The sequence below is a fragment of the Solibacillus sp. FSL K6-1554 genome, from assembly GCF_038005185.1.
GTDB classification, from domain to species: Bacteria; Bacillota; Bacilli; order Bacillales_A; family Planococcaceae; genus Solibacillus; species Solibacillus silvestris.
The window spans coordinates 1,798,800-1,817,467 of sequence record NZ_JBBOSS010000001.1; the positions used below are offsets into that span (position 1 = coordinate 1,798,800).

The window sequence follows — 18,668 nt, forward strand, 5'->3', positions numbered from 1 at the left end:
TTATAATAGACACTAGTAATAATCCCTTAAAGGAGAAAATTAACTTTATGCAACTATCTATTTATACAAAAAATCCGCATGCAAGAGCAATATCGCATTTACTGGCGAAAAACCCGTCAACCATATATGAGCGCAAAGTAAAAGGGCATTCGGTTCGATTTGCTTATCATAAAATGACAGATGACGAATTATACGCTTCCATTTTTGTTACTCCTGATTCATTGGCACTTGTAAAAGATAATGAAGCGTATGATATTACCCATTATATTAATGACCGGGAATTTGCTGTAAGTACCATTTTCTTATCGCTTATTCGTTCAGCTTTAGGTACTGCGCTGAACGGAAAACCTAAGGAAGAATATATACAATATGCAGCGATGGACTTTCCGTTTACATTTGAGTTTGGCCCAATTTCATCAAAGCTCACAGACGAGGTACTCCGAAATTTATGGGAACCGTTAGGCTATGAAGTAACGATTAACACGATGACTGACGCTAAACGCGCACGATTCTTAACGCTTGCAAATACCATTACGTTAAAGAAAGCACTACATCAAATTTTTATATTAATCCCGGTTATGGATGACTATAAGCATTATTTTATTGATGAAGCCGAGAGGGAGCGTATAGAAAACTACGGTGAGGGCTGGCTTGAAACTCATCCGATGCGTGAATTTATTTACAAAAAAGCATTGCGCTTTAAACAATTGTACATGACAGAAGAGAATGAGCAAAAAGTCAATAAACCATCTTTAAATACGCGTCGCTATGAAACAATTGCCGAGGCAGTTACAGCATTAAAACCTAAAACGGTTATCGATATGGGGGCAGGAGAAGGGAAATTATCGATGCTTCTTGCGCAAATCGATACGATTAAAAAACTGTACAGTGTAGATCCTAGTAATCATGCACTTGCTAAAATGCATAAACGTTTTGCCGATCAGCAATTTGCTACAAAACCTATTATTAAGTGGGGATCACTTTACTATGAAGATAAAGAGTTTACAGAGGCGGATGTCTTTATTTTATGCGAGGTTATTGAACATATAAATGAGGAACGACTGCCTCAAATGATGCAGCTCATCACACAAAATTATACGCCTAAGCATTTAATTATTACGACACCAAACGCAGAGTATAATACGGTGTACGAACTTGAAGATATGCGCCACGATGATCACCGCTTTGAATGGAATCGCAAGCAGTTTGAAGCATGGTGTAAAGCAGTTGCGCCAAACTATGATTTACTATTTGAAGGGATCGGTTCTGTACATGAACAATATGGTGCTCCTACTCAAATGTGTATCATGACAAGGAGAGATTCACATGCAATTTAAACTTCCAAACGGGGCCATTGTACTTGTAATAGGGCCATCAAATAGCGGGAAATCCACATTACTGCAATCATTAGTCGATTCAGGTCAGCTCCTTGAAAGCGAGATCATTAGCTCTGACTACTATCGTCGGCTTGTGGCGGATATCGATTTTATCGATTTTTCAGCGGTATCTAAAGATGATGAGGATATTGTTTATGAAGAATATCAGCGTATTTCAGAACAGGCGTTTCACGCACTTCATACGGTTGTGGAAGCCCGTGCAAAGCTAAATAAAGTATCGATAATTGATGCCACAAATTTACGCGGCTTTGAACGTGTCAAATATTTTGAAATTGCTAAACGTCATCATGTACCGGTTTTAGCGCTAATTTTGAATACATCAAAAGAGCAGCTGCTTGCACGTGATGTGTTGCGTGATAACCCTAGAGGTCGTAAACGTGTGCTGCAGCAATTCAATACGCTGAAATATGAGTTGAAAGCAATAAAGAAAGAGCCATTTGCCAAAATTTATAAAGTAAATGACGAAAGCGTCGAGATAGTACGAGAAACGAATAAGCTTTGTTTAGAAATCGAAAGCGGTTTTGATATTATCGGGGATATTCATGGCTGCTATGATGAGATGCTTGTGCTCTTGAAGGATCTTGGCTATGAGCAGCGCGGCGATGTATATATTCACCCAGCTGGGCGACGGTTAATTTCTGTAGGCGATATTATGAGCCGCGGACCTAAATCAATTGAAACGATGCAATTTTGGTTGAATCAGATTGAAGCGGGATTAAGCTTTATGACAGACAGCAATCATGGTTGGAAAATAGCGCGTTGGTTAGATGGAAAAAATGTTTCGCTCAACCACGGGGATGAGCTTGTCCAGCAAGAATTTACCGAGTATGAAAAGGAGCATGGCGAAGAGGCTGCTGAGGCACTAAAAGAACGTTTTGCAAGCATGCTTCTAAAGGCACCTTCACATTATATTTTAACGAAAAATAAGATCACAAAAGCTGTTGTTGCACATGCCGGGATAAAGGACCATTACATCGGCAAGGAATCTAAACGCATATCTGATTTTTGTCGATACGGTGATATACAGCAAACGGACAGCTACAGTAAGCCTGTACGCGGTGATTGGTTCTCGCAGCATAAAACAAGCGAGTTGATCATTTGGGGACATGATGTGAAAGTACAGCCATTTAAAGCAAATCGAACAATAAATATTGACCAAGGAGTTGTATTTGGCGGGGAGTTAACGGCATTTCAATATCCTGAGCAAACATTAAGAAGTGTGAAAGCATTCGCAAACTATGCCGGCACTGAGGACAACCCTATTTTAGAGGCGGAAAATAAGCGATTCATTCCACCAAATGTGGCCCAATTTATAAATGGCTTTGCAGTTCATACAACTAGTGGGGATCAAATAACAATTCCGAAAGAAAATGCTATGGCAGCAATGGATACATTCTCTCATTACACATTGCCTTTGGAGCAGATTATTTACATTCCGCCAACAATGAGTCCAACACCACAAACAGCTGCATTACCGGACTATTTGGAACACCCTGCAGAAGCGTTTAATTACTATAAGAAAAACGGTATTCAAAAAATGATTGCCGAGAAAAAGCATATGGGCAGTCGTGCGGTCATCTTTATTGCAAAAAATAGAGAAGTTGCAAAGAAGCTCATTAACAGTGACAGCTTAGGCTACATTACAACACGTACAGGTCGTGCCTTCTTTGAAAAATTACAGCAGCAACAGATGGTGGAAAAAATCCATGCTGAGCTAATGGCTAAAAATTACTTCGAGCGATTTAATACAAGCTTCGTTTTAATGGACGCCGAAATTTTACCATGGAATTTAAAAGCACACCGCTTAATCGATCAACAATATGAAACGGTCGCTGAAAATGCATTAATGGATCGCTATAAACTCATCGAAAAGTTGAAGGCTACTAAACATGTGGATGTTACAAGCTGGCTGGAGGAATACACAGATAAATATAAAAATGCTGCACGCTTTGATGCGGTATTCAAAAACTATTGCTGGCCAACAAATGAACTATCCGGTATACAAATCGCACCATTCCATATTCTTGCCCATAGTTCATCAACTAACTTCCATCAGCCTCATAGCTGGCATATGCAAATGAATGCGCATTTGGCTGAAAATAGTTCGTTATTTATAGCGACAGAATATCGTGTAATCGAAAGCGAACAGGATAAACAGGAAGTAATAGATTGGTGGCAGGACATGACGGAAAATGGTCATGAAGGCATTGTTATTAAGCCATTCGATTTCCTCGCTTATCATAAAGGGAAATTACTGCAGCCGGCAATTAAAGTACGCGGCCGGGAATATTTACGCATCATATATGGCATGGACTATACAGATGAAGCAATTATGAAAAAGTTAAAACAGCGGAACCCTTCCCGAAAAATGAAGAACGCTTTATTGGAATTTAAGTTAGGCATAGAGGGAATTTCACGTTTTGTAAGTTTGGAAAGCAGCAATCGTGTACATGAATGTGCACTTGCAACGCTTGCATTAGAAAGCGATACAACCGATCCGCGATTATAAAATGATATTTACAAATTACCGCATACCTAAAAGAAACAACTCTATTTATGGTTTATGTTGACCCTTCTTCCTCTTTAAAAAAAGGGTTTGCATAGGTTTTATAGGCCCTTTAAGCATCCGTAACAATCATATTTTCATTAGATAGTTTAGTTGCAAGCACGAAACACCATTTAAAGAATTTCTGAAAGATTTATGGAACAGAATTAATTAATATGAAAGAGGTGAATTGTTTGGATTTAAGTTATCGAGAGTATGGGGATAAGAACGCTCCATTAATGGTATTTTTACACGGTGGTGGAGTAAGTAGTTGGATGTGGGATAAACAAATTCAATACTTCAGTAATTATCATTGCATTACAATAGATTTGCCAGAACAAGGGGCAAGTAGAAATATCGAAAATTTTTCAATTCAATTAAGTGCAGAAAAAGTAAATAGGTTAATAGAAAAGATAGCTGATGGTAAAAAAATTATTGTTATTGGCTTCTCATTAGGGGCACAGGTAACTATTCAAATGTTAAGTAATAATTCAAATTTAATTAATTATGCAATCGTAAACAGCGCATTAGTAAGGCCTAATTCATTTATTAGAAAAATGATAAAACCATCTATAAAGCTATTTTTTCCATTAGTTAAAAATAAAACTTTTTCAAAACTTCAAGCCAAAACACTTTATATTGATGAAGAATTCCTTGAAACATATTACTATGAAAGTTCTCAAATGAAATCTGCTACCCTTATAAGAATATTAGAAGAAAATATGTCATTTAAAATTCCTAACGGCTTTAATAATGCAGAAAGCAATATATTAGTTACTGTGGGTGAAAAAGAAAAAGCAATTATGAAAAAGTCTGCAAGAGATATAGTTGCAAGTAATTCAAATTGTACTGGGATAATTATACCTAATGTTGGTCACGGAATATCATTGATGAATCCTAATTTCTTTAACCAAATGATAGAAAATTGGATACAGGACTTTTCTCTACCACAAGGCGTGGTAACAATAAAATAATAAATTGTTTAATCTACTAATTGGACTTAGTACATAAAGGAAACCTATATATAATAGGTTTCCTTTAATTTTTATGTAAATATTAACATTAATTATCCATATTATTATCCGCATATTTATCCTTAAAAGGAACTTATTTCAAGTGCTTTCGTTAAGTAACTATATCTATTAATTCTTGAAACAGTATGAAAGGGTGCAGAAAATTGAAAAAAACTATAATTTCAGGGATTGTATTTTGTTCAATCTTGTTAGGTGGATGTAATAAAGTTGAGGTATTAGAAAGCGAGCACGAAGTAGCAGTTTCTCATAAAGCCTTATTTGCTGAATTACAAACAGAAATAATAGGATCGATTACAAAGTTAACAGAACTTGAAAGTGATGCACTCGCAATAATGTTAGATGGTGGAGCTGGCGAATCAACGGTTGCAGTAGGTTTTCCAAAGAAATCAAATATTGAAGCTACGTTGATTCAACAAATAGTTGAAGATTCGATTAAGAATATTTCTGAATCAGAAACCGAAACAACAAGTGAAGAAAAATTAAAAATAACTATTAAAATCGAGAAATACTAACAGATCCCCTAATGGGCGGTAGAAAAATAGTAAGAGGAGAGTGGAGATGTTTAAGTATGTAATACAAATTATTGTTGGGATATTAACTTTCATAATATCAACTTTTATTGCATGGTATGAAGGAAGCGCAATTATAGAAAAACCATTCGAATGGAAGCACACAACGCCATTTACCAATTTGTTTAATACAGAGATTACAAATGGGCATGATATTAGCCCACTCGATTATTTCGTTTATGCAGCTAAATTTCAACCCTTTTTCCCCACAATTATGATCGTAAGCGTCCTCTATATTCTAAGTATAACCGGCTTATATCTAATCAAAAGTAAATCTAAATGGGGAATTGGTTACTGGGGAATAATAGGTGTAATACTGTTGATATTTAGTAGCTCGATTTTTAATTCCTCGACTTTAGGAAGAAGTATTTTTTTCTCGTTTTCTTTAATTAGCGGATTTTTCTTTTTAACAGTTGCAGTATTACTATATAAATTACATAGTACGCCAAAAGGTGAGGTAAATAGTTGAAGGAGGTTAAAAAAATGCCGGTAATTCTAACAAGTGTTTTTTCCGCTTTCATAATTTTTATGACAGTTTTTTCAATGATTAGAGTATTAAATATAGCCTATAAAAGAGAAGATATTTCGATTTTACAATATAGAATTTTAACAACTTCTTTTATAATAGCAGGAATTTGTATTGTTTCAATTTTACCTTTTGGATATCAAAAAATATATGAAATCATCCTCTAACTGAATCGTACAATTAAATTTAATTCATGGCGAGAAAGAGTAAGCCTATCTCGATATTCAATCATGCGTGATTCTTTAATAAGGAATACGCATTCCTCAAATTATGGGCTTTTTAAATAAGTAAATAGATGACATGCTTTGAATTGTGGTTAATATGTAATTTACATTAGTTGGTATAAAATAGAAAGGCGTGATTTTATGATATCACTTAATCAAAGTGAATTTAAAAATTTAAAAAGAACATTGAACAAAAATAATATAACTTGTCCAACTTTCGTATATTCAATTTTAGATGGCTATATACAAGGAACAGTTTATGTTGACTCTAGTTCTCAGAAGTCAGTTCTGATTGGGACTAAATCAGGTATATATTTTGTGGGGGGAGAGGTAGATAACTTAGATTTCAATAATTTCCTCTTTGAGCTATATAGGTATAAGAAAAATAATAAGTCAAGATTCACTTTATTCTCTTCATCGAGTAAATGGAAATGTGCAATAATGAGTCAGTTAAAAGAGGAAATTAAACAAAGGAGAAGATTTTCTTTTAATTATAATTTTGATAAGGAAATAGACAAAACAATATTACAATCTAGTGAATATTCTATAAAAAAAATAAACGCAGAAATAATAAAGAATAGCTTGGAATTTAATGAGGTTTACTATAAAGAATATTGGGGCTCCACATTAAACTTTCTTAAAAATGGTTTTGGATTCAGCATACTACATAATGAAAGAGTAATTAGTGAATGTTCTTCAATTTTTTCTTCACAAGAATTTGCAGAGATTGATATTTTTACTCACAAAGATTATAGAGGAAAAGGATTAGCTAATATAATCGCAACTTCATTTATAGAGTATTGTTTAAAAAATAGTATCGTGCCTAAATGGGATTGTGATGTAACAAATGAGTCTTCTATAAACTTAGCAGGGAAGCTAGGGTTTGTTGAACCTGTTGAATATTCAATTTTCGTTTAAAAAAATTAATTAGTCCAAACTTCAACAATCGGGCCAGATTGTGGAATAAAATTCTTTTAGGCAGTACTACTAAACGATGTTTTGGGAAGGGTTAAAGGGATTTATTGAACTCTGCTAGAAATACTAATATAACAACTTAGGATGTGTTCAGATGTTTAGAAAAGAAACACCAGAACAGGAAAGAGAGCGTTTATATCGAGAAGAACAAACGAGGAATCCAGCTGGAAATTTCAATGATAATCTAAATCGCACACAAGCAGGTACGCCTAATACTACTGGAATGAGTATCTAAGAAATCGGAGTATTAATTATAATCATCCTTGTAATTTTTATTGTATATAGTATATATAAGTCATTATAATCCCCATTTGAAAGTACAGGGACACAGAAAAACGATCTTCAACAATCGGGCGCTTTCCTGGAAAAAAGGAAGACCCTAAAGTGATTTTATAAGGAATTCCAAGAGCAATAAGATAAAACAAAAAACCACTGAGGTCATTCTTCAGTGGCTTCTTCTTGTTTCTTTGATTCAAGAATTTTACGGTTTTGCTCTATTACTTCTTTATTTTTCTCTATTGTAACCTTGATGTTTTCAAGCATTTCTTTATCTTCATTACTACTAATTTCAGAATTATTCTTTAGGTGTTCATCTAAATGGGATGATTTATTATCTTTAATAATCACTAAATTCACCTCTCAGAATGACTATATTTTTAGTATAAATGATTGAAAGCAACTTTTATATTAAATTTATGTATCATTTTCAGAATTTTGATTATTCTACTCGTTTACTGGGTAAGGACTTGCTGTTTTCGGTGAACGAAATAGCTTCTTTTCCAATCTACGACTCTCTGTTCCTGTCCTTATATGCTCTATGAAATATGTGGAAATCTTTGTGCTTATAGATTTGATGCTACCCTTTTCAGATAAAGGGCCATATTGTGGAATAAATTCGTTATGGGATGGCGTCTGAATAGATTTAAATTTTGCCGATAAGAAATATTTTATACAAGTTTCTATACAAATAAATGAACAAACTCAGCAAGATTAAAGCTTTTATATCAATGTTTTATGCGACTTGCATAAAACACCGCATAAATATTCTACACAAAAATCCACAAACACTGATTTAAAAGCGTTTGTGGATTTTTGTGGATTCCCAAACTTTGATTTGGGAACGTTATTAGGTTTATATATGTATACGTTATAAATTCTTGTTGTACTAAAGTACATCGTTAGTGAAGTAAGAAGGGATGTTTTAGATTGTTTCCAAAATCTTTTTTGCTATTTCATCAAGTTCTTCTGCGAGTTCATTACCTGTAGGTGTTTCAGATACTCTTGTTAAATACTCTCTAAACTGAACTCTCGACTCTCTCGGTAATTCTATAACTAAATAATGTAAAATGAACCACTTCCAGTTATCATCATCAGAAGATAAAACATCTTGCACATATGGAACAATTTCTTCTGGAAAAGTTAAAAGTAGATCTAACACGCTTGGTGCCACTGGCCAATTCATATCTTGAATCCATTCAAGGAGATTAGGCAATAAAGGCAATATTTTATCTCTATCCATTTTTTTAATCATTGCTACACTATCATTATCAAATTTATGTCTTGGCAAAAGACTTTCGAAATTCTCCATATACACCCACCCTCCTTGCTTACGATAGTTGAAGTTTAACATTCCCAATGAGTCATTTGGGAGCTTTATTTTGTATGTATTTGTATTACTCGAATAATTCAACAAATAAAAAGTTATTTTGAAGGGGATGTTTCTTTAAACCGTTTAAGCAAAAATAAAATTAAGTTGTAGAAAACTAATGTGAAAAGAAAGAGAAAAAGATTATCCCCCCACTGAATCCCGTTATCTTGATAAATATTTAAAATAGTCATACTTATAAACAAAAGACTTGGATATACAAGAGGACGTATATATTTATTTGTAAGAATGTTCTTAACCTCCTTTTTAATGGATTATTTATTATTCAATTTAAAAATGTTATAGCAATACTCTAGTCTAGACAATTAAAACAAAAGATGTTGTTAATTACAGTCTATTCCCGTACTCAAAATCGTATTTGGTACTTCTTTTTTATGTAAGGTAGTATACCACATGAATATGACTATCTCTAATTCCACAATCGGGCGCTTTTCTGAATAAGAAAAGTGCTTTATTCAATTATAGGGCCATATTTTCGTTAAATATTACCAAACGACTGATTGGTAAGGTTATACTTTAATTAATAGAAAAAGTATAGCGTTTTTGATATGGAGGTATTGATATGTATGTATTCTTTTAACAGGCTGCGGATTAGAAACGAAAAACTTTACAGAATTTTATAAAAATGACCTTGAAGATGTCACAAAAATTCAAGTAACAGATGGGAGTACAGGTTATTCAAAAATCATAACAGATAAAAAAGTAATTGGTGAATTTTTGAGTGAAATCAAGGATGTACAGTTTTACCTGAAGAAAACCAAGAAGATAGAGCTGGATTTCGTTATGCCATATCCCTTTATGAAGGTGAACAAATGACTTTTATATTTACGGAAAATGAGGTAACTGACTATTACTATTATACAGAGCCTGATATTTACCCAATAGTAGATAGTCTTTATAAAAATACTAAACTTGAAGAAGAATAAGCATTTTCTTATGCACTAACGATAGAAGTAGAAATATTGGCTGATAACAATCGGGCGCGATTTTTCAATATGAAGATCGCGTTTTTCCGTTATAGGTCCATATTGTTGAATAATATTCTTTTATGAAAGGTCACTTAACGACGCTTAGGGAATGTCTATAAGCAAAATCATTCATAAAATGGTAATATATAAAAATATATAAAGATTGTATAAATTTTTAGGAGAATATACATATGAAAAAAATATTTTTTTAACAGCCATTTGTGCCCTCCTTATCGTTGGAGCATTTATGGGAGGAAGATTGTATGAAAGCAAACAAAATACCGCTCAAGAAAAAAATGAAAATATATACACCATAAAGGATATTTTAACTGAGGCTGATTTCGATATAGAAGGTACAGAACTGTCTTATCGACCAGATACGTTAGAATCTCATGCGATTGTCATAAATCCAGAGGAAAAGCGCAAACAAATTATTAAGGAATTGCTTGATTTAGAATTTATACCATCTGCTATGATTTACAATTTTAAAGAAGGCGCAACAATGAAATTAAATCTTAACCAAAACTACACTATATATGTGTACGAACACGAAAAAAATATGTACTTCCGTAATGATTCTAATGAACTTCACTCTTACAATATTATTAATCCAGATAAGTTCTTCACCCTATTAAATACGCTTACTAAATTATATTCCGAATAGTAAGTTGATTTCCTTACTTATTCCACAATCGGGCGCTTTAATGAAGCACGCATTTAGTATTGTTAAGTTGGAGCCTTTAAGTAGACATAGATGCCAGACAATCCCTCAGTTAATCATAGCTTTTGCTTTTGGGATTGTCCGTTCTCCTTTAGTTGATAGAAAACCTGTTTAATTGTGCCTCAGTATCAAGCATAACAGTGTTAAGCTCATTCCCTCGGCTTTCTTGTCTCCTTCTGAAATAAAGACTGCGTAAAAAATTTTTGGAGTTTACACGAGCTACCACCTGACTGCGACTTCTAGGGAAATTGCAGCATTGCGCTAAACTGTTAACCCAATCAGTCAAATATTGATGTGGAAGTAAAACTTGGTCAATCATCGTATCCACGATGTTGACCAACCGCTCATCATCTTCATCACAAAAAATATGTTTACCATTTTGAAGCATGCCAGAAATAGCGACAAGAACCTCTCGTAGCATTGGGACGCTACTCTCCTCACACTGCACTAACTCGACAAAAACATCCGCACCGTGAGAAGCGCTGTGAGCCCAGCCTCCTATTGTAATGTAACCTCGCAGATCCTTCTCCTCTTTATAATAACGGAGCATTACATGCATTAATTGTTCAATTTCCGATTGCTTTAAAAATTGTTTCTGTTTGTGTCGTTGCACAATCAAGGCGATAGGCAATGCAGAGAACGACCTTGTAAAAACTGACTGGTCCTCCACGCTACCAATATTATAGAACAAATGATTTTCATCAGTCAGAACAGTTAAGAGGCTACGCAACTCCTCACCATTAAACCTCTTCTCTTCTTTGATCCACATATAAAACATCGGATAAATCAGGTTATCCCGCAATTCTGGCTCAGGATCACCAATGTATTGAAGTAACAAAGGTAAGAAGTCTTGATGTTGCTCACCTTCGCGTAACTGATACTTATCCTTCTCAATTCTTTGCAAATCTAACATCAATTTGGTTCTCGTACCCTCAGAAGTTCTTACACTTTTAGACATAAAAGCACCCCCCTAGAGAATTATAATCTAAGTGGATAATAATTTGTATTTTTTTACAAATGGTACGATTAATTCAAATCTATATTCGCAGAAAACTTTATAGGTGTGCTATCTTAAAAAGTGTATTCAGACAAATTATAACGCTAGAAATCTACATACTTTAATCGAACTCGACTACAACTAACAGAGGCATTAGTTAACGATTTTCAACAATCGGGCGCGATTTTTCAATATGAAGATCGCGTTTTTCCGTTATAGGGCCATATTGTGGAGCAATATTTTTCCTTTGGAGAGTCTTAGAGAAGATGCAGATTTATAACGATTAAAGAATGGATATACAAGTTTCTATACAAATTAAAGATCATGCCCAGCAAGTATAAAAGCCTTTATATAAAGGGTTTCATCTGACTGTAAAAAAATTCGTATAAACAATGTGATACAAAAAAGTCGAGAACGCTGTTAAATCAACGTTTTCGACTTTTGCAATCTGCCCAAACTTTAATTTGGGAACATTTTTCGGTATAAAGTTGTATAACAAGTTAAACTGGTAAGCCCCAAATTATATCAACTGCTAAAGAACTTAAAATACCGCCAATTATAAAAGACACACTCTTTTTAATATTTTCCTTTTTGAAAGAAATTTCATTATATTCACTATAACTTAAGCAAAAATAAACAATAGCAGGTATAAATATTATTAATGCAATCCAATGCTGTTTGAACGACAACGGAACCTTTGTAACAAATGACGGTGAAGTGAAGATTAAACCAAATAAGACTCCTAATGCATAACCTTTTAGATATTTTTTCAATGCAATACATCCTTATAAATTTTTAGATACGCTATTATATCAAAAATGCACCCAAAGCGGTGTTTGGGGATGTTTGTTGAAGGATATATTTTTTGTTTAACTAAAACCGCCAATCCATTCTATAAATTTTCCAGTATGGGCGTCAATTATAACAGTTGTAGAGATTTCTGAAGAATTTATCGTAATTTCCCACTGCATTCTATTTATTAATTTATTCCAAAAGCCGTTTTTCTGTATCAGGTACATACTAATATTTTCTTCTTTAAGTTCTTCTAAACCGTTAAAAGAGAGTGTGTTTACCCACTCCTTTGGAGGATTCAACAAATATTGTTCTGCGTTATTTAGCGCTACTAAAAAAATTAGAATAAATTTGAAACTAATTTTCATTTTTTCCGTCTGTACAGCGTTGTACAGCAGGATAGGTATGTGTAGGTATGTCAATCATAAGACGATGTACAGAAATATAAACAAACTTAAAATGGAATAAGTGTTATAGGAGATGAAGGGAAATGAAGAAGACATTAATTACAGCAGGGTTAGCAACAGGTTTATTTTTCACAAGTATGATGGGTACAGGTGCAGATGCAAGCGCTAGTTTAGTGCATTACCAAGATGTAAAGACATCAGACAACTTCTATTCAGCAGTAGAAAGCTTAATAGATCAAAAAGCTATTAGTAGAACTAATGACAAATTTAGACCATACGAGAACGTAACACGAGGTCAAGCTTCTAGTATAATTGCAAAAGTTTTAGAACTTGATATAGAAAATGTTAAAAATCCTAAATTTAAGGACGTTCCAAAGGATCACCAATTCTATAAATATATTGCCGCTTTAGAGAATGCAGGACTTGTTAAAGGAAAGGGTAACGGTGTATTCGGCATCAACGACCCTTTAACTCGTGGTCAAATGTCTTCAATTTTAGTAAAAGGATTTGAAATACCATTAATTGGTGGTCACGATGTAGGATTAAATGGTTTTGATGACACTACATGGTATGTAGGTGGCGGAGAAAATAGTGCCATTGAGAATGGCGATATAATGCTTACATTAGAGGGGCAATTCAGTCAAGCAATCGAAACGATGCATTATTATGGATTTGTCTCTGGTTACAAAACAGGTAAAACTTATAAAGACAAGGAAACTTTAGAGTTTAGACAAGGAGAAGCCCTTAAGCGCTCTCAGTTATCATTGATGATTAATAGTATGCAAAAAGGAACTCAATATGAATATTTATATTTCAAAGACTTTGATATAACTAATAGAAGTGTCGGTAAGGTTGCAACTGGAGGATGGGTACATGACAAAGCTGAAATTGATGATTCTTCTATTATCTCTATTAAGGAAATTTCTAACTATGAAACAACAGCATTCCTTGATGGGACTGGTATAGAACATACATTAAACAATGTATACGCTATTCTTGAGCCTAAAAAAGTTGGTAAGACTTTTGCAAGATTTGATAATGGTGGAACTGGTAAGGAAAAAGTTCTAGAGGTTACTGTTACAGGAACAAAGGGTAATTTTGAAGTTTCTTATAAAGATGTGACACCAGAAAAATAAGGAACAATAGAAATACAATGGGATGCTTGCCATCCCATTGTTTTGCTTGAATTTATAAGCTTGACTCGTAAGATGTTTTTATCATTATAAATTAAGTTATTCAACAATCGGGCGCGATTCTTCAATAAAAAGATCGCGTTTTTCCGTTATAGGGCCATATTGTGGAATAACTAGAATAACCTTCTTCAATAAAATGTAACCAAAAATCAATTAATGTGTGTTTTTCTATTTATAGATAAATTATACAGTTTGCATTATAATAAATTTAAATACCTAAAGGTGGAGTGATTGAATGTTAAAATTTGTTGATGACTTGGCAGGCGCAGTCTTTAATATATTAAAGTCAACTTTATACTACATTTCTTACTTCATTGCTGGTTTTACTTTAGTCGCTTTACCTTTATTTTTAATTGCTAAAATATTTGAATGGCTGTTATAACTTTGTTTAGTTGATGAATATTCTATAACAATCGGCGCTTTCCTTGAATAAAGGGAAGGGTCTTTTTTCATTAAAGGGCCATTTAATGGAATACGAAACTTTTCTTTAGAGTTAAACGTAATAAAGATTAACATAATAGAGAGGAAGGATATACATTGTTTAAAATTGTACCTAAATGTACTAAATGCGATAAAGAAATTAAAGGAAACGATGTAGTTTTTGTAAAAATGTGTTATCCAGAACGAAAAGGTATGACTGAAATTAAAGCCTATATACAAAATGAAGGAAAACTAATTTGTGAGGATTGCTATAATAATAAGACTAATTAATTGTTAAAGAATTATGGCGCGCTTTTCTTGTATAAGAAAAGTGCTTTATTCAATTATAGGGCGCGATTCTTCAATTAGAAGATCGCGTTTTTCCGTTAAAGGGCCAGATTGTTGAGCAACCCAAAAGGAATTGGCGATTGAATAAAGATTTTGAAACTATCAAGAAATTTAATCGTATATTAGTTACGGACTACTTTAGGAAGGTGTGGTAAAAGGTGGGAGTATTACTAATCATTATTATATATGGACTTTTAATATGGATCTATTTCTATCCAGAAGAAAGTTTATTATGGGGGAAACGAGGGATGTACAAAGAAGAACCTCAATTAACTGAAAGTGCAATTCGTAATACAAAATCGAAAGCCTTAATCAGTATTATAGTGATAACGCTTATTAATATTATTTTTATAATTACATAAATTTTGAATAAGTAAATGCCTTCCTCAACAATCGGGCGCTTTTCTTGAATAGAAAAGTGCTTTATTCAATTAAACGTACGTTCTCTTGAGGGGTTATGTTAAATCCACCAGATGAGGGTACGATGGGAATTGTTTTTGCATATCCTGAAGCGATTGAAGCTGAAAAGGAAGTTGAAGTCCGTGATAGTATTGTTAAAAGATTAAATAGCTTTTTTGCTATGTCAAATCTTGATACTATCAGGCTATTTAGAAAAACAAGACCAGGTGAGCCGCATTTTTTCTTTTTACGAAAAACAAAAAATTGGGAGGAAAAATGAAAAACAAAAATATTCTTATAACGATAAACTGAGTCACTTTCACTATTATGTTATTGGTGGGAATTTCAACAGCAGCATTTACGCTGTATGATTTAAATACTCAGATTAGGTTTGGGGAGGAATTACAGTCACGTGCGGGGTTCCGATGGGGTATAATGCACATCATCATTTTAATTGTAGTTTTACTGTCTACTTCCTTATTATGTTTTGGTTGGAAACGACTATTCCCATTTAATGTACCTATTGCAATCATAATAGCTGGTTTATGCTATTTACTATTTTTCTTTACATTTACAATTGGATGGGTCGGTATTGTAGGGATATTTGGCTTCCTTATCGCATTCATGGTTGGCGTAATATTAATCATTTGTTACTTGGTGTTCAAGTTTCTTGAAGTTCGTAAAGCTAGTCAGACCTAAATAGTAATTATGTGATACGGATATCACGACTCCTGAATCATGCGCTATTCTTCATTAATATAATAATTTTAGCGATGACTTATTCACTGAATAATATTAGGGGTGATGACATGAACCGAAAACGATTACTATTAAAAGCGATGTTAATAGGCCTTCCAATAGTTGTATGCCTTCTTTGGATTACAGGTTCTATAAACTTGTGGTTTTATGGAATGGGTGATATTGCGGATAACGTAAAGGATTATTACCTTGAGCTTGAACCCATCGATGGTACGTATTCCGTCTTGATTGATTTAAGTGATCCTGAAAGTAATGAAGGAAAAGTTCTTTTTGATGATGGTGAACATCAGATTTACGTATCTGATGTAATTACTCTAAATGAAGCAAATTACGAAGTGTTTTTTCGAACAAGTGGCAAATATAATTTACATGGTGCAACGTTAGTATCAGGTATCGAACATAAACGGGTACAGGGTGGATTTTCTTTCGATTTTTTAGCAACTGCAAGGGCAACTTATCGTGGCAGCAATTTTAAAATATACGAGTCTGGTACATCTGGAATAAATTATAAAGATGGCGATTCTTTTGGATTGTATTTAATCCCACATGATACAGAGGTGAATGTAAATATTTCAGAAGATCCTATTATAGAAATTACGCTCACCAATCTTATTATGCATAAATGGGGGAGGAAATAGGGGGATTGATTAAGGAATACAAATGAGGTATGTAAATGGAAGATCCTTTGATTGAAAGTCTAAGTTTACAACCCCTTATTTTATAGTCCAAGTTAGTGTTAGCCTCTCCACTTTAGAAAAAAATGATATTCATTAATCGGGCGTTTTCTTTGAATAAGGAAAGGCTCTTTTTGCATTTTAATGGCCCAATTTATTAAATACAACGTTCACGAAAATGTGTTTATGAGTAAATAAAAATAACCAAGACAATGCCTTGGTTATCTTTTATTTCCATACGGAATACACATAGGTGTTCCGTATATTGGATCTTCTATAATTTCACAATTCAGTTGAAAAACATCTTGAACGAGCTTTATTGACAAAATATCCTTTGGCTTTCCTTGCGCATATATTCCTTTATTAACGAGGGCGATAATATTGGTAGCATAGCGGCAAGCCAAATTGATGTCATGCAGTACCATTACGATTGTACGATTTTTTTCTTGGTTAAGTTTGTACAATAAATCTAATACTTCAATTTGATGTGTGACATCTAAATAGGTTGTTGGTTCATCAAGTAAAATAATATCTGTTTGTTGCGCCAAAGTCATCGCAATCCATGCCCGTTGTCTTTGTCCACCTGAAAGATTTTCAACTTCCATATCCTTAAATTCTATCAAACCTGTGGCAACAATCGCTTGTTCAACAATGAGTTGATCCTCATTAGACCATTGTTTGCGCCAATTTTGATACGGAAATCGTCCTTGTTTCACTAATTGTAGGACGGTTAAACCTTCTGGTGCCATTGGTTGTTGTGGTAAAATGGCTAATCTCTTAGCAGTATCTTTTGCGGATAATTTTGTAATATCCTCATTATTTAATAAGATAGATCCATTTTGGGGTTTCAATAATCGAGCAATGGATCTTAGAAGTGTAGATTTCCCACAACCATTTGCGCCTATTAATACGGTGATTTCTCCTTTAGGCACAACTAAATCTAAAGGCTCGATAATAATTTTTTCACCGTAATTTAACTGTAGCTGCTTTGTTTCAATCATTGTTATCAGCCTACCTTTTTTGCATTTTAATTAACAAATAAATAAAGTAAGGTGCCCCTATTGCGGCAGTAAATACCCCTGCGGGAACAACAATAGAACCGAATAAGCTCCGTCCGATCGTATCAGCAAGTACAACTAAAATTCCACCGATACAAGCTGAAGCAGGAATTAGCGAACCAAATGATGATCCAACTAATTTTCGAGCAATATGGGGAGCCATTAACCCTACAAACCCAATTGTACCTGCAAATGATACGGCACTCCCTACAAGAGCGGTACATAAAAGTAACAATGCCAGTCTCGTTTTTTGCACATGTTGTCCTAGGCTAGTTGCCACATCATCACCAAATTGCTGTAAATTTAAATGGCGAGTAACGAGCAAGGTAATGATGAATAAGCAAGTGACTATAGGAATAATAATTTTCACTTGTTGCCATGTTGCACTATTCACACTTCCGGTAATCCATACATTTGCTTTACTTGCCTGATAAATTGGGCCAATGAGCATCAATAAGGTTGTGACGGCCTGCATCAATGAAGCAATTCCAACGCCGATCATGACGAGCCGTGTAGCTGAGACGCCATTTTTCCAAGCTAAACTGTAGACGAGTAGTGCCGTAGCTAAAGCACCAATAAACGCTGCAAACGGCATCCATTCAATACTTACAGTTAGTGAATTGTTAGCATCGCTAAATAGTGCCAAAAATGCAACAACTGCTGTGCCTGCACCAGTTGAAATACCGATCACATCTGGTGAAGCTAAAGGATTACGAATAATTCCTTGTAAAATTGCACCCGAAATTGCTAACCCCATACCAGCAAATAATGAGATAAAAATTCGTGGCATTCGAAATTCTTGAACGATTAATGTGTCAAATGCGGAACCATTACCAAAGAGTATCGAAATAACTTTAAGCGGAGAAATAAAGGAATCACCAATCGATAAACTCAAAATAAACGTTAAAGCAACTATAAGCAGTAATATGAATAGCTTTTTTACAGCGCTTAAATCTACTAGTTGTGAAAAATAATTTGATTGTAAGTTCATTAACT

General features: G+C 33.9%; 22 protein-coding genes. 15 read left to right on the forward strand and 7 right to left on the reverse strand.

From position 1 onward, the window contains the following. Positions 1-47 precede the first annotated feature (47 nt). The 8 genes from MHB58_RS08735 (at position 48) to MHB58_RS08770 (ending at position 7,505) form a co-directional block, all read left to right on the forward strand. Entirely contained in the window at positions 48-1,337 is a 1,290-nt protein-coding gene (locus MHB58_RS08735; RefSeq protein ID WP_014823985.1) for a methyltransferase domain-containing protein, read from the forward strand. After that, a complete protein-coding gene (locus MHB58_RS08740; protein WP_014823984.1) occupies positions 1,327-3,906 on the forward strand; it encodes an AAA family ATPase in 2,580 nt (859 codons plus the stop codon). Before MHB58_RS08735 ends, MHB58_RS08740 begins: the two co-directional genes overlap by 11 nt. A gap of 230 nt (positions 3,907-4,136) precedes the next feature. Then, on the forward strand, positions 4,137-4,916 hold the full coding sequence (locus tag MHB58_RS08745; protein ID WP_340735063.1) for an alpha/beta fold hydrolase: 780 nt from the start codon (positions 4,137-4,139) through the stop codon (positions 4,914-4,916). 203 nt (positions 4,917-5,119) lie between these two features. Next, a complete protein-coding gene (locus tag MHB58_RS08750; protein ID WP_014823982.1) occupies positions 5,120-5,488 on the forward strand; it encodes a hypothetical protein in 369 nt (122 codons plus the stop codon). Between the two features lie 46 nt (positions 5,489-5,534). Continuing rightward, positions 5,535-6,014: a YjdJ family protein gene (locus MHB58_RS08755; protein WP_014823981.1), complete on the forward strand. Its 480-nt coding sequence runs from the start codon at positions 5,535-5,537 to the stop codon at positions 6,012-6,014. A 14-nt stretch (positions 6,015-6,028) separates the two neighbouring features. Then, positions 6,029-6,238: a hypothetical protein gene (locus MHB58_RS08760; RefSeq protein ID WP_014823980.1), complete on the forward strand. Its 210-nt coding sequence runs from the start codon at positions 6,029-6,031 to the stop codon at positions 6,236-6,238. Positions 6,239-6,436: 198 nt separating this feature from the next. Then, a complete protein-coding gene (locus tag MHB58_RS08765; RefSeq protein WP_014823979.1) occupies positions 6,437-7,213 on the forward strand; it encodes a GNAT family N-acetyltransferase in 777 nt (258 codons plus the stop codon). A 151-nt stretch (positions 7,214-7,364) separates the two neighbouring features. Further along, entirely contained in the window at positions 7,365-7,505 is a 141-nt protein-coding gene (locus MHB58_RS08770; protein WP_014823978.1) for a DUF6366 family protein, read from the forward strand. 203 nt (positions 7,506-7,708) lie between these two features. Here the strand turns inward: MHB58_RS08770 and MHB58_RS08775 are convergent, their stop codons facing one another. Both MHB58_RS08775 and MHB58_RS08780 read right to left on the reverse strand, forming a co-directional pair. Next, entirely contained in the window at positions 7,709-7,897 is a 189-nt protein-coding gene (locus MHB58_RS08775) for a hypothetical protein (protein WP_014823977.1), read from the reverse strand. A 574-nt stretch (positions 7,898-8,471) separates the two neighbouring features. Then, positions 8,472-8,858: a DUF5071 domain-containing protein gene (locus MHB58_RS08780; protein ID WP_014823976.1), complete on the reverse strand. Its 387-nt coding sequence runs from the start codon at positions 8,856-8,858 to the stop codon at positions 8,472-8,474. 1,293 nt (positions 8,859-10,151) lie between these two features. Between MHB58_RS08780 and MHB58_RS08785 the strand changes: the two genes are divergently transcribed. Then, positions 10,152-10,568, forward strand: a complete 417-nt coding sequence (locus MHB58_RS08785; RefSeq protein WP_041865757.1) for a hypothetical protein — start codon at positions 10,152-10,154, stop codon at positions 10,566-10,568. Between the two features lie 148 nt (positions 10,569-10,716). Here MHB58_RS08785 and MHB58_RS08790 read toward each other — a convergent pair whose 3' ends face one another. The 3 genes from MHB58_RS08790 to MHB58_RS08800 form a co-directional block, all read right to left on the reverse strand. Then, entirely contained in the window at positions 10,717-11,583 is an 867-nt protein-coding gene (locus tag MHB58_RS08790) for a DUF2785 domain-containing protein (protein ID WP_014823974.1), read from the reverse strand. Between the two features lie 539 nt (positions 11,584-12,122). Continuing rightward, positions 12,123-12,395 carry a hypothetical protein gene (locus MHB58_RS08795; protein ID WP_014823973.1) on the reverse strand — a complete coding sequence of 91 codons (273 nt, stop codon included), beginning with the start codon at positions 12,393-12,395 and terminating at the stop codon, positions 12,123-12,125. Positions 12,396-12,491: 96 nt separating this feature from the next. Further along, positions 12,492-12,782 carry a PepSY domain-containing protein gene (locus tag MHB58_RS08800; RefSeq protein WP_014823972.1) on the reverse strand — a complete coding sequence of 97 codons (291 nt, stop codon included), beginning with the start codon at positions 12,780-12,782 and terminating at the stop codon, positions 12,492-12,494. Positions 12,783-12,904: 122 nt separating this feature from the next. On the opposite strand from MHB58_RS08800, the gene MHB58_RS08805 reads away from it, so the two are divergent. The 6 genes from MHB58_RS08805 to MHB58_RS08830 all read left to right on the forward strand — a co-directional run bounded on the left by MHB58_RS08805 (position 12,905) and on the right by MHB58_RS08830 (position 16,578). Beyond that, complete coding sequence (locus tag MHB58_RS08805; protein ID WP_340735064.1) at positions 12,905-13,957, forward strand: S-layer homology domain-containing protein; 1,053 nt, start codon at positions 12,905-12,907, stop codon at positions 13,955-13,957. Between the two features lie 292 nt (positions 13,958-14,249). Then, complete coding sequence (locus MHB58_RS08810; RefSeq protein WP_014823970.1) at positions 14,250-14,396, forward strand: hypothetical protein; 147 nt, start codon at positions 14,250-14,252, stop codon at positions 14,394-14,396. Positions 14,397-14,551: 155 nt separating this feature from the next. Continuing rightward, a complete protein-coding gene (locus MHB58_RS08815; RefSeq protein ID WP_014823969.1) occupies positions 14,552-14,725 on the forward strand; it encodes a hypothetical protein in 174 nt (57 codons plus the stop codon). A gap of 514 nt (positions 14,726-15,239) precedes the next feature. Then, positions 15,240-15,461 (forward strand): serine/threonine protein phosphatase, encoded by a 222-nt coding sequence (locus tag MHB58_RS08820; RefSeq protein ID WP_014823967.1) that lies wholly within the window; start codon positions 15,240-15,242, stop codon positions 15,459-15,461. 155 nt (positions 15,462-15,616) lie between these two features. Beyond that, the gene (locus tag MHB58_RS08825) at positions 15,617-15,880 is read left to right on the forward strand and encodes a hypothetical protein (RefSeq protein WP_340735065.1); all 264 of its coding nucleotides are present in this window, start codon (positions 15,617-15,619) and stop codon (positions 15,878-15,880) included. 110 nt (positions 15,881-15,990) lie between these two features. Next, on the forward strand, positions 15,991-16,578 hold the full coding sequence (locus tag MHB58_RS08830) for a hypothetical protein (RefSeq protein ID WP_014823965.1): 588 nt from the start codon (positions 15,991-15,993) through the stop codon (positions 16,576-16,578). A gap of 257 nt (positions 16,579-16,835) precedes the next feature. Here the strand turns inward: MHB58_RS08830 and MHB58_RS08835 are convergent, their stop codons facing one another. Further along, positions 16,836-17,615 (reverse strand): ABC transporter ATP-binding protein, encoded by a 780-nt coding sequence (locus MHB58_RS08835; RefSeq protein WP_014823964.1) that lies wholly within the window; start codon positions 17,613-17,615, stop codon positions 16,836-16,838. A 10-nt stretch (positions 17,616-17,625) separates the two neighbouring features. Next, entirely contained in the window at positions 17,626-18,663 is a 1,038-nt protein-coding gene (locus MHB58_RS08840; protein WP_014823963.1) for a FecCD family ABC transporter permease, read from the reverse strand. Positions 18,664-18,668: the final 5 nt, after the last annotated feature.

What these genes read in the sequence shown, in the direction of transcription:
- MHB58_RS08735 (WP_014823985.1), top strand. Translation starts at nt 48, where the DNA reads ATGCAACTATCTATTTATACAAAAAATCCGCATGCAAGAGCAATATCG.
- MHB58_RS08740 (WP_014823984.1), top strand. Translation starts at nt 1,327, where the DNA reads ATGCAATTTAAACTTCCAAACGGGGCCATTGTACTTGTAATAGGGCCA.
- MHB58_RS08755 (WP_014823981.1), top strand. Translation starts at nt 5,535, where the DNA reads ATGTTTAAGTATGTAATACAAATTATTGTTGGGATATTAACTTTCATA.
- MHB58_RS08760 (WP_014823980.1), top strand. Translation starts at nt 6,029, where the DNA reads ATGCCGGTAATTCTAACAAGTGTTTTTTCCGCTTTCATAATTTTTATG.
- MHB58_RS08765 (WP_014823979.1), top strand. Translation starts at nt 6,437, where the DNA reads ATGATATCACTTAATCAAAGTGAATTTAAAAATTTAAAAAGAACATTG.
- MHB58_RS08770 (WP_014823978.1), top strand. Translation starts at nt 7,365, where the DNA reads ATGTTTAGAAAAGAAACACCAGAACAGGAAAGAGAGCGTTTATATCGA.
- MHB58_RS08780 (WP_014823976.1), bottom strand. Translation starts at nt 8,858, where the DNA reads ATGGAGAATTTCGAAAGTCTTTTGCCAAGACATAAATTTGATAATGAT.
- MHB58_RS08785 (WP_041865757.1), top strand. Translation starts at nt 10,152, where the DNA reads ATGGGAGGAAGATTGTATGAAAGCAAACAAAATACCGCTCAAGAAAAA.
- MHB58_RS08790 (WP_014823974.1), bottom strand. Translation starts at nt 11,583, where the DNA reads ATGTCTAAAAGTGTAAGAACTTCTGAGGGTACGAGAACCAAATTGATG.
- MHB58_RS08800 (WP_014823972.1), bottom strand. Translation starts at nt 12,782, where the DNA reads ATGAAAATTAGTTTCAAATTTATTCTAATTTTTTTAGTAGCGCTAAAT.
- MHB58_RS08805 (WP_340735064.1), top strand. Translation starts at nt 12,905, where the DNA reads ATGAAGAAGACATTAATTACAGCAGGGTTAGCAACAGGTTTATTTTTC.
- MHB58_RS08810 (WP_014823970.1), top strand. Translation starts at nt 14,250, where the DNA reads ATGTTAAAATTTGTTGATGACTTGGCAGGCGCAGTCTTTAATATATTA.
- MHB58_RS08820 (WP_014823967.1), top strand. Translation starts at nt 15,240, where the DNA reads ATGTTAAATCCACCAGATGAGGGTACGATGGGAATTGTTTTTGCATAT.
- MHB58_RS08825 (WP_340735065.1), top strand. Translation starts at nt 15,617, where the DNA reads ATGCACATCATCATTTTAATTGTAGTTTTACTGTCTACTTCCTTATTA.
- MHB58_RS08830 (WP_014823965.1), top strand. Translation starts at nt 15,991, where the DNA reads ATGAACCGAAAACGATTACTATTAAAAGCGATGTTAATAGGCCTTCCA.
- MHB58_RS08835 (WP_014823964.1), bottom strand. Translation starts at nt 17,615, where the DNA reads ATGATTGAAACAAAGCAGCTACAGTTAAATTACGGTGAAAAAATTATT.
- MHB58_RS08840 (WP_014823963.1), bottom strand. Translation starts at nt 18,663, where the DNA reads ATGAACTTACAATCAAATTATTTTTCACAACTAGTAGATTTAAGCGCT.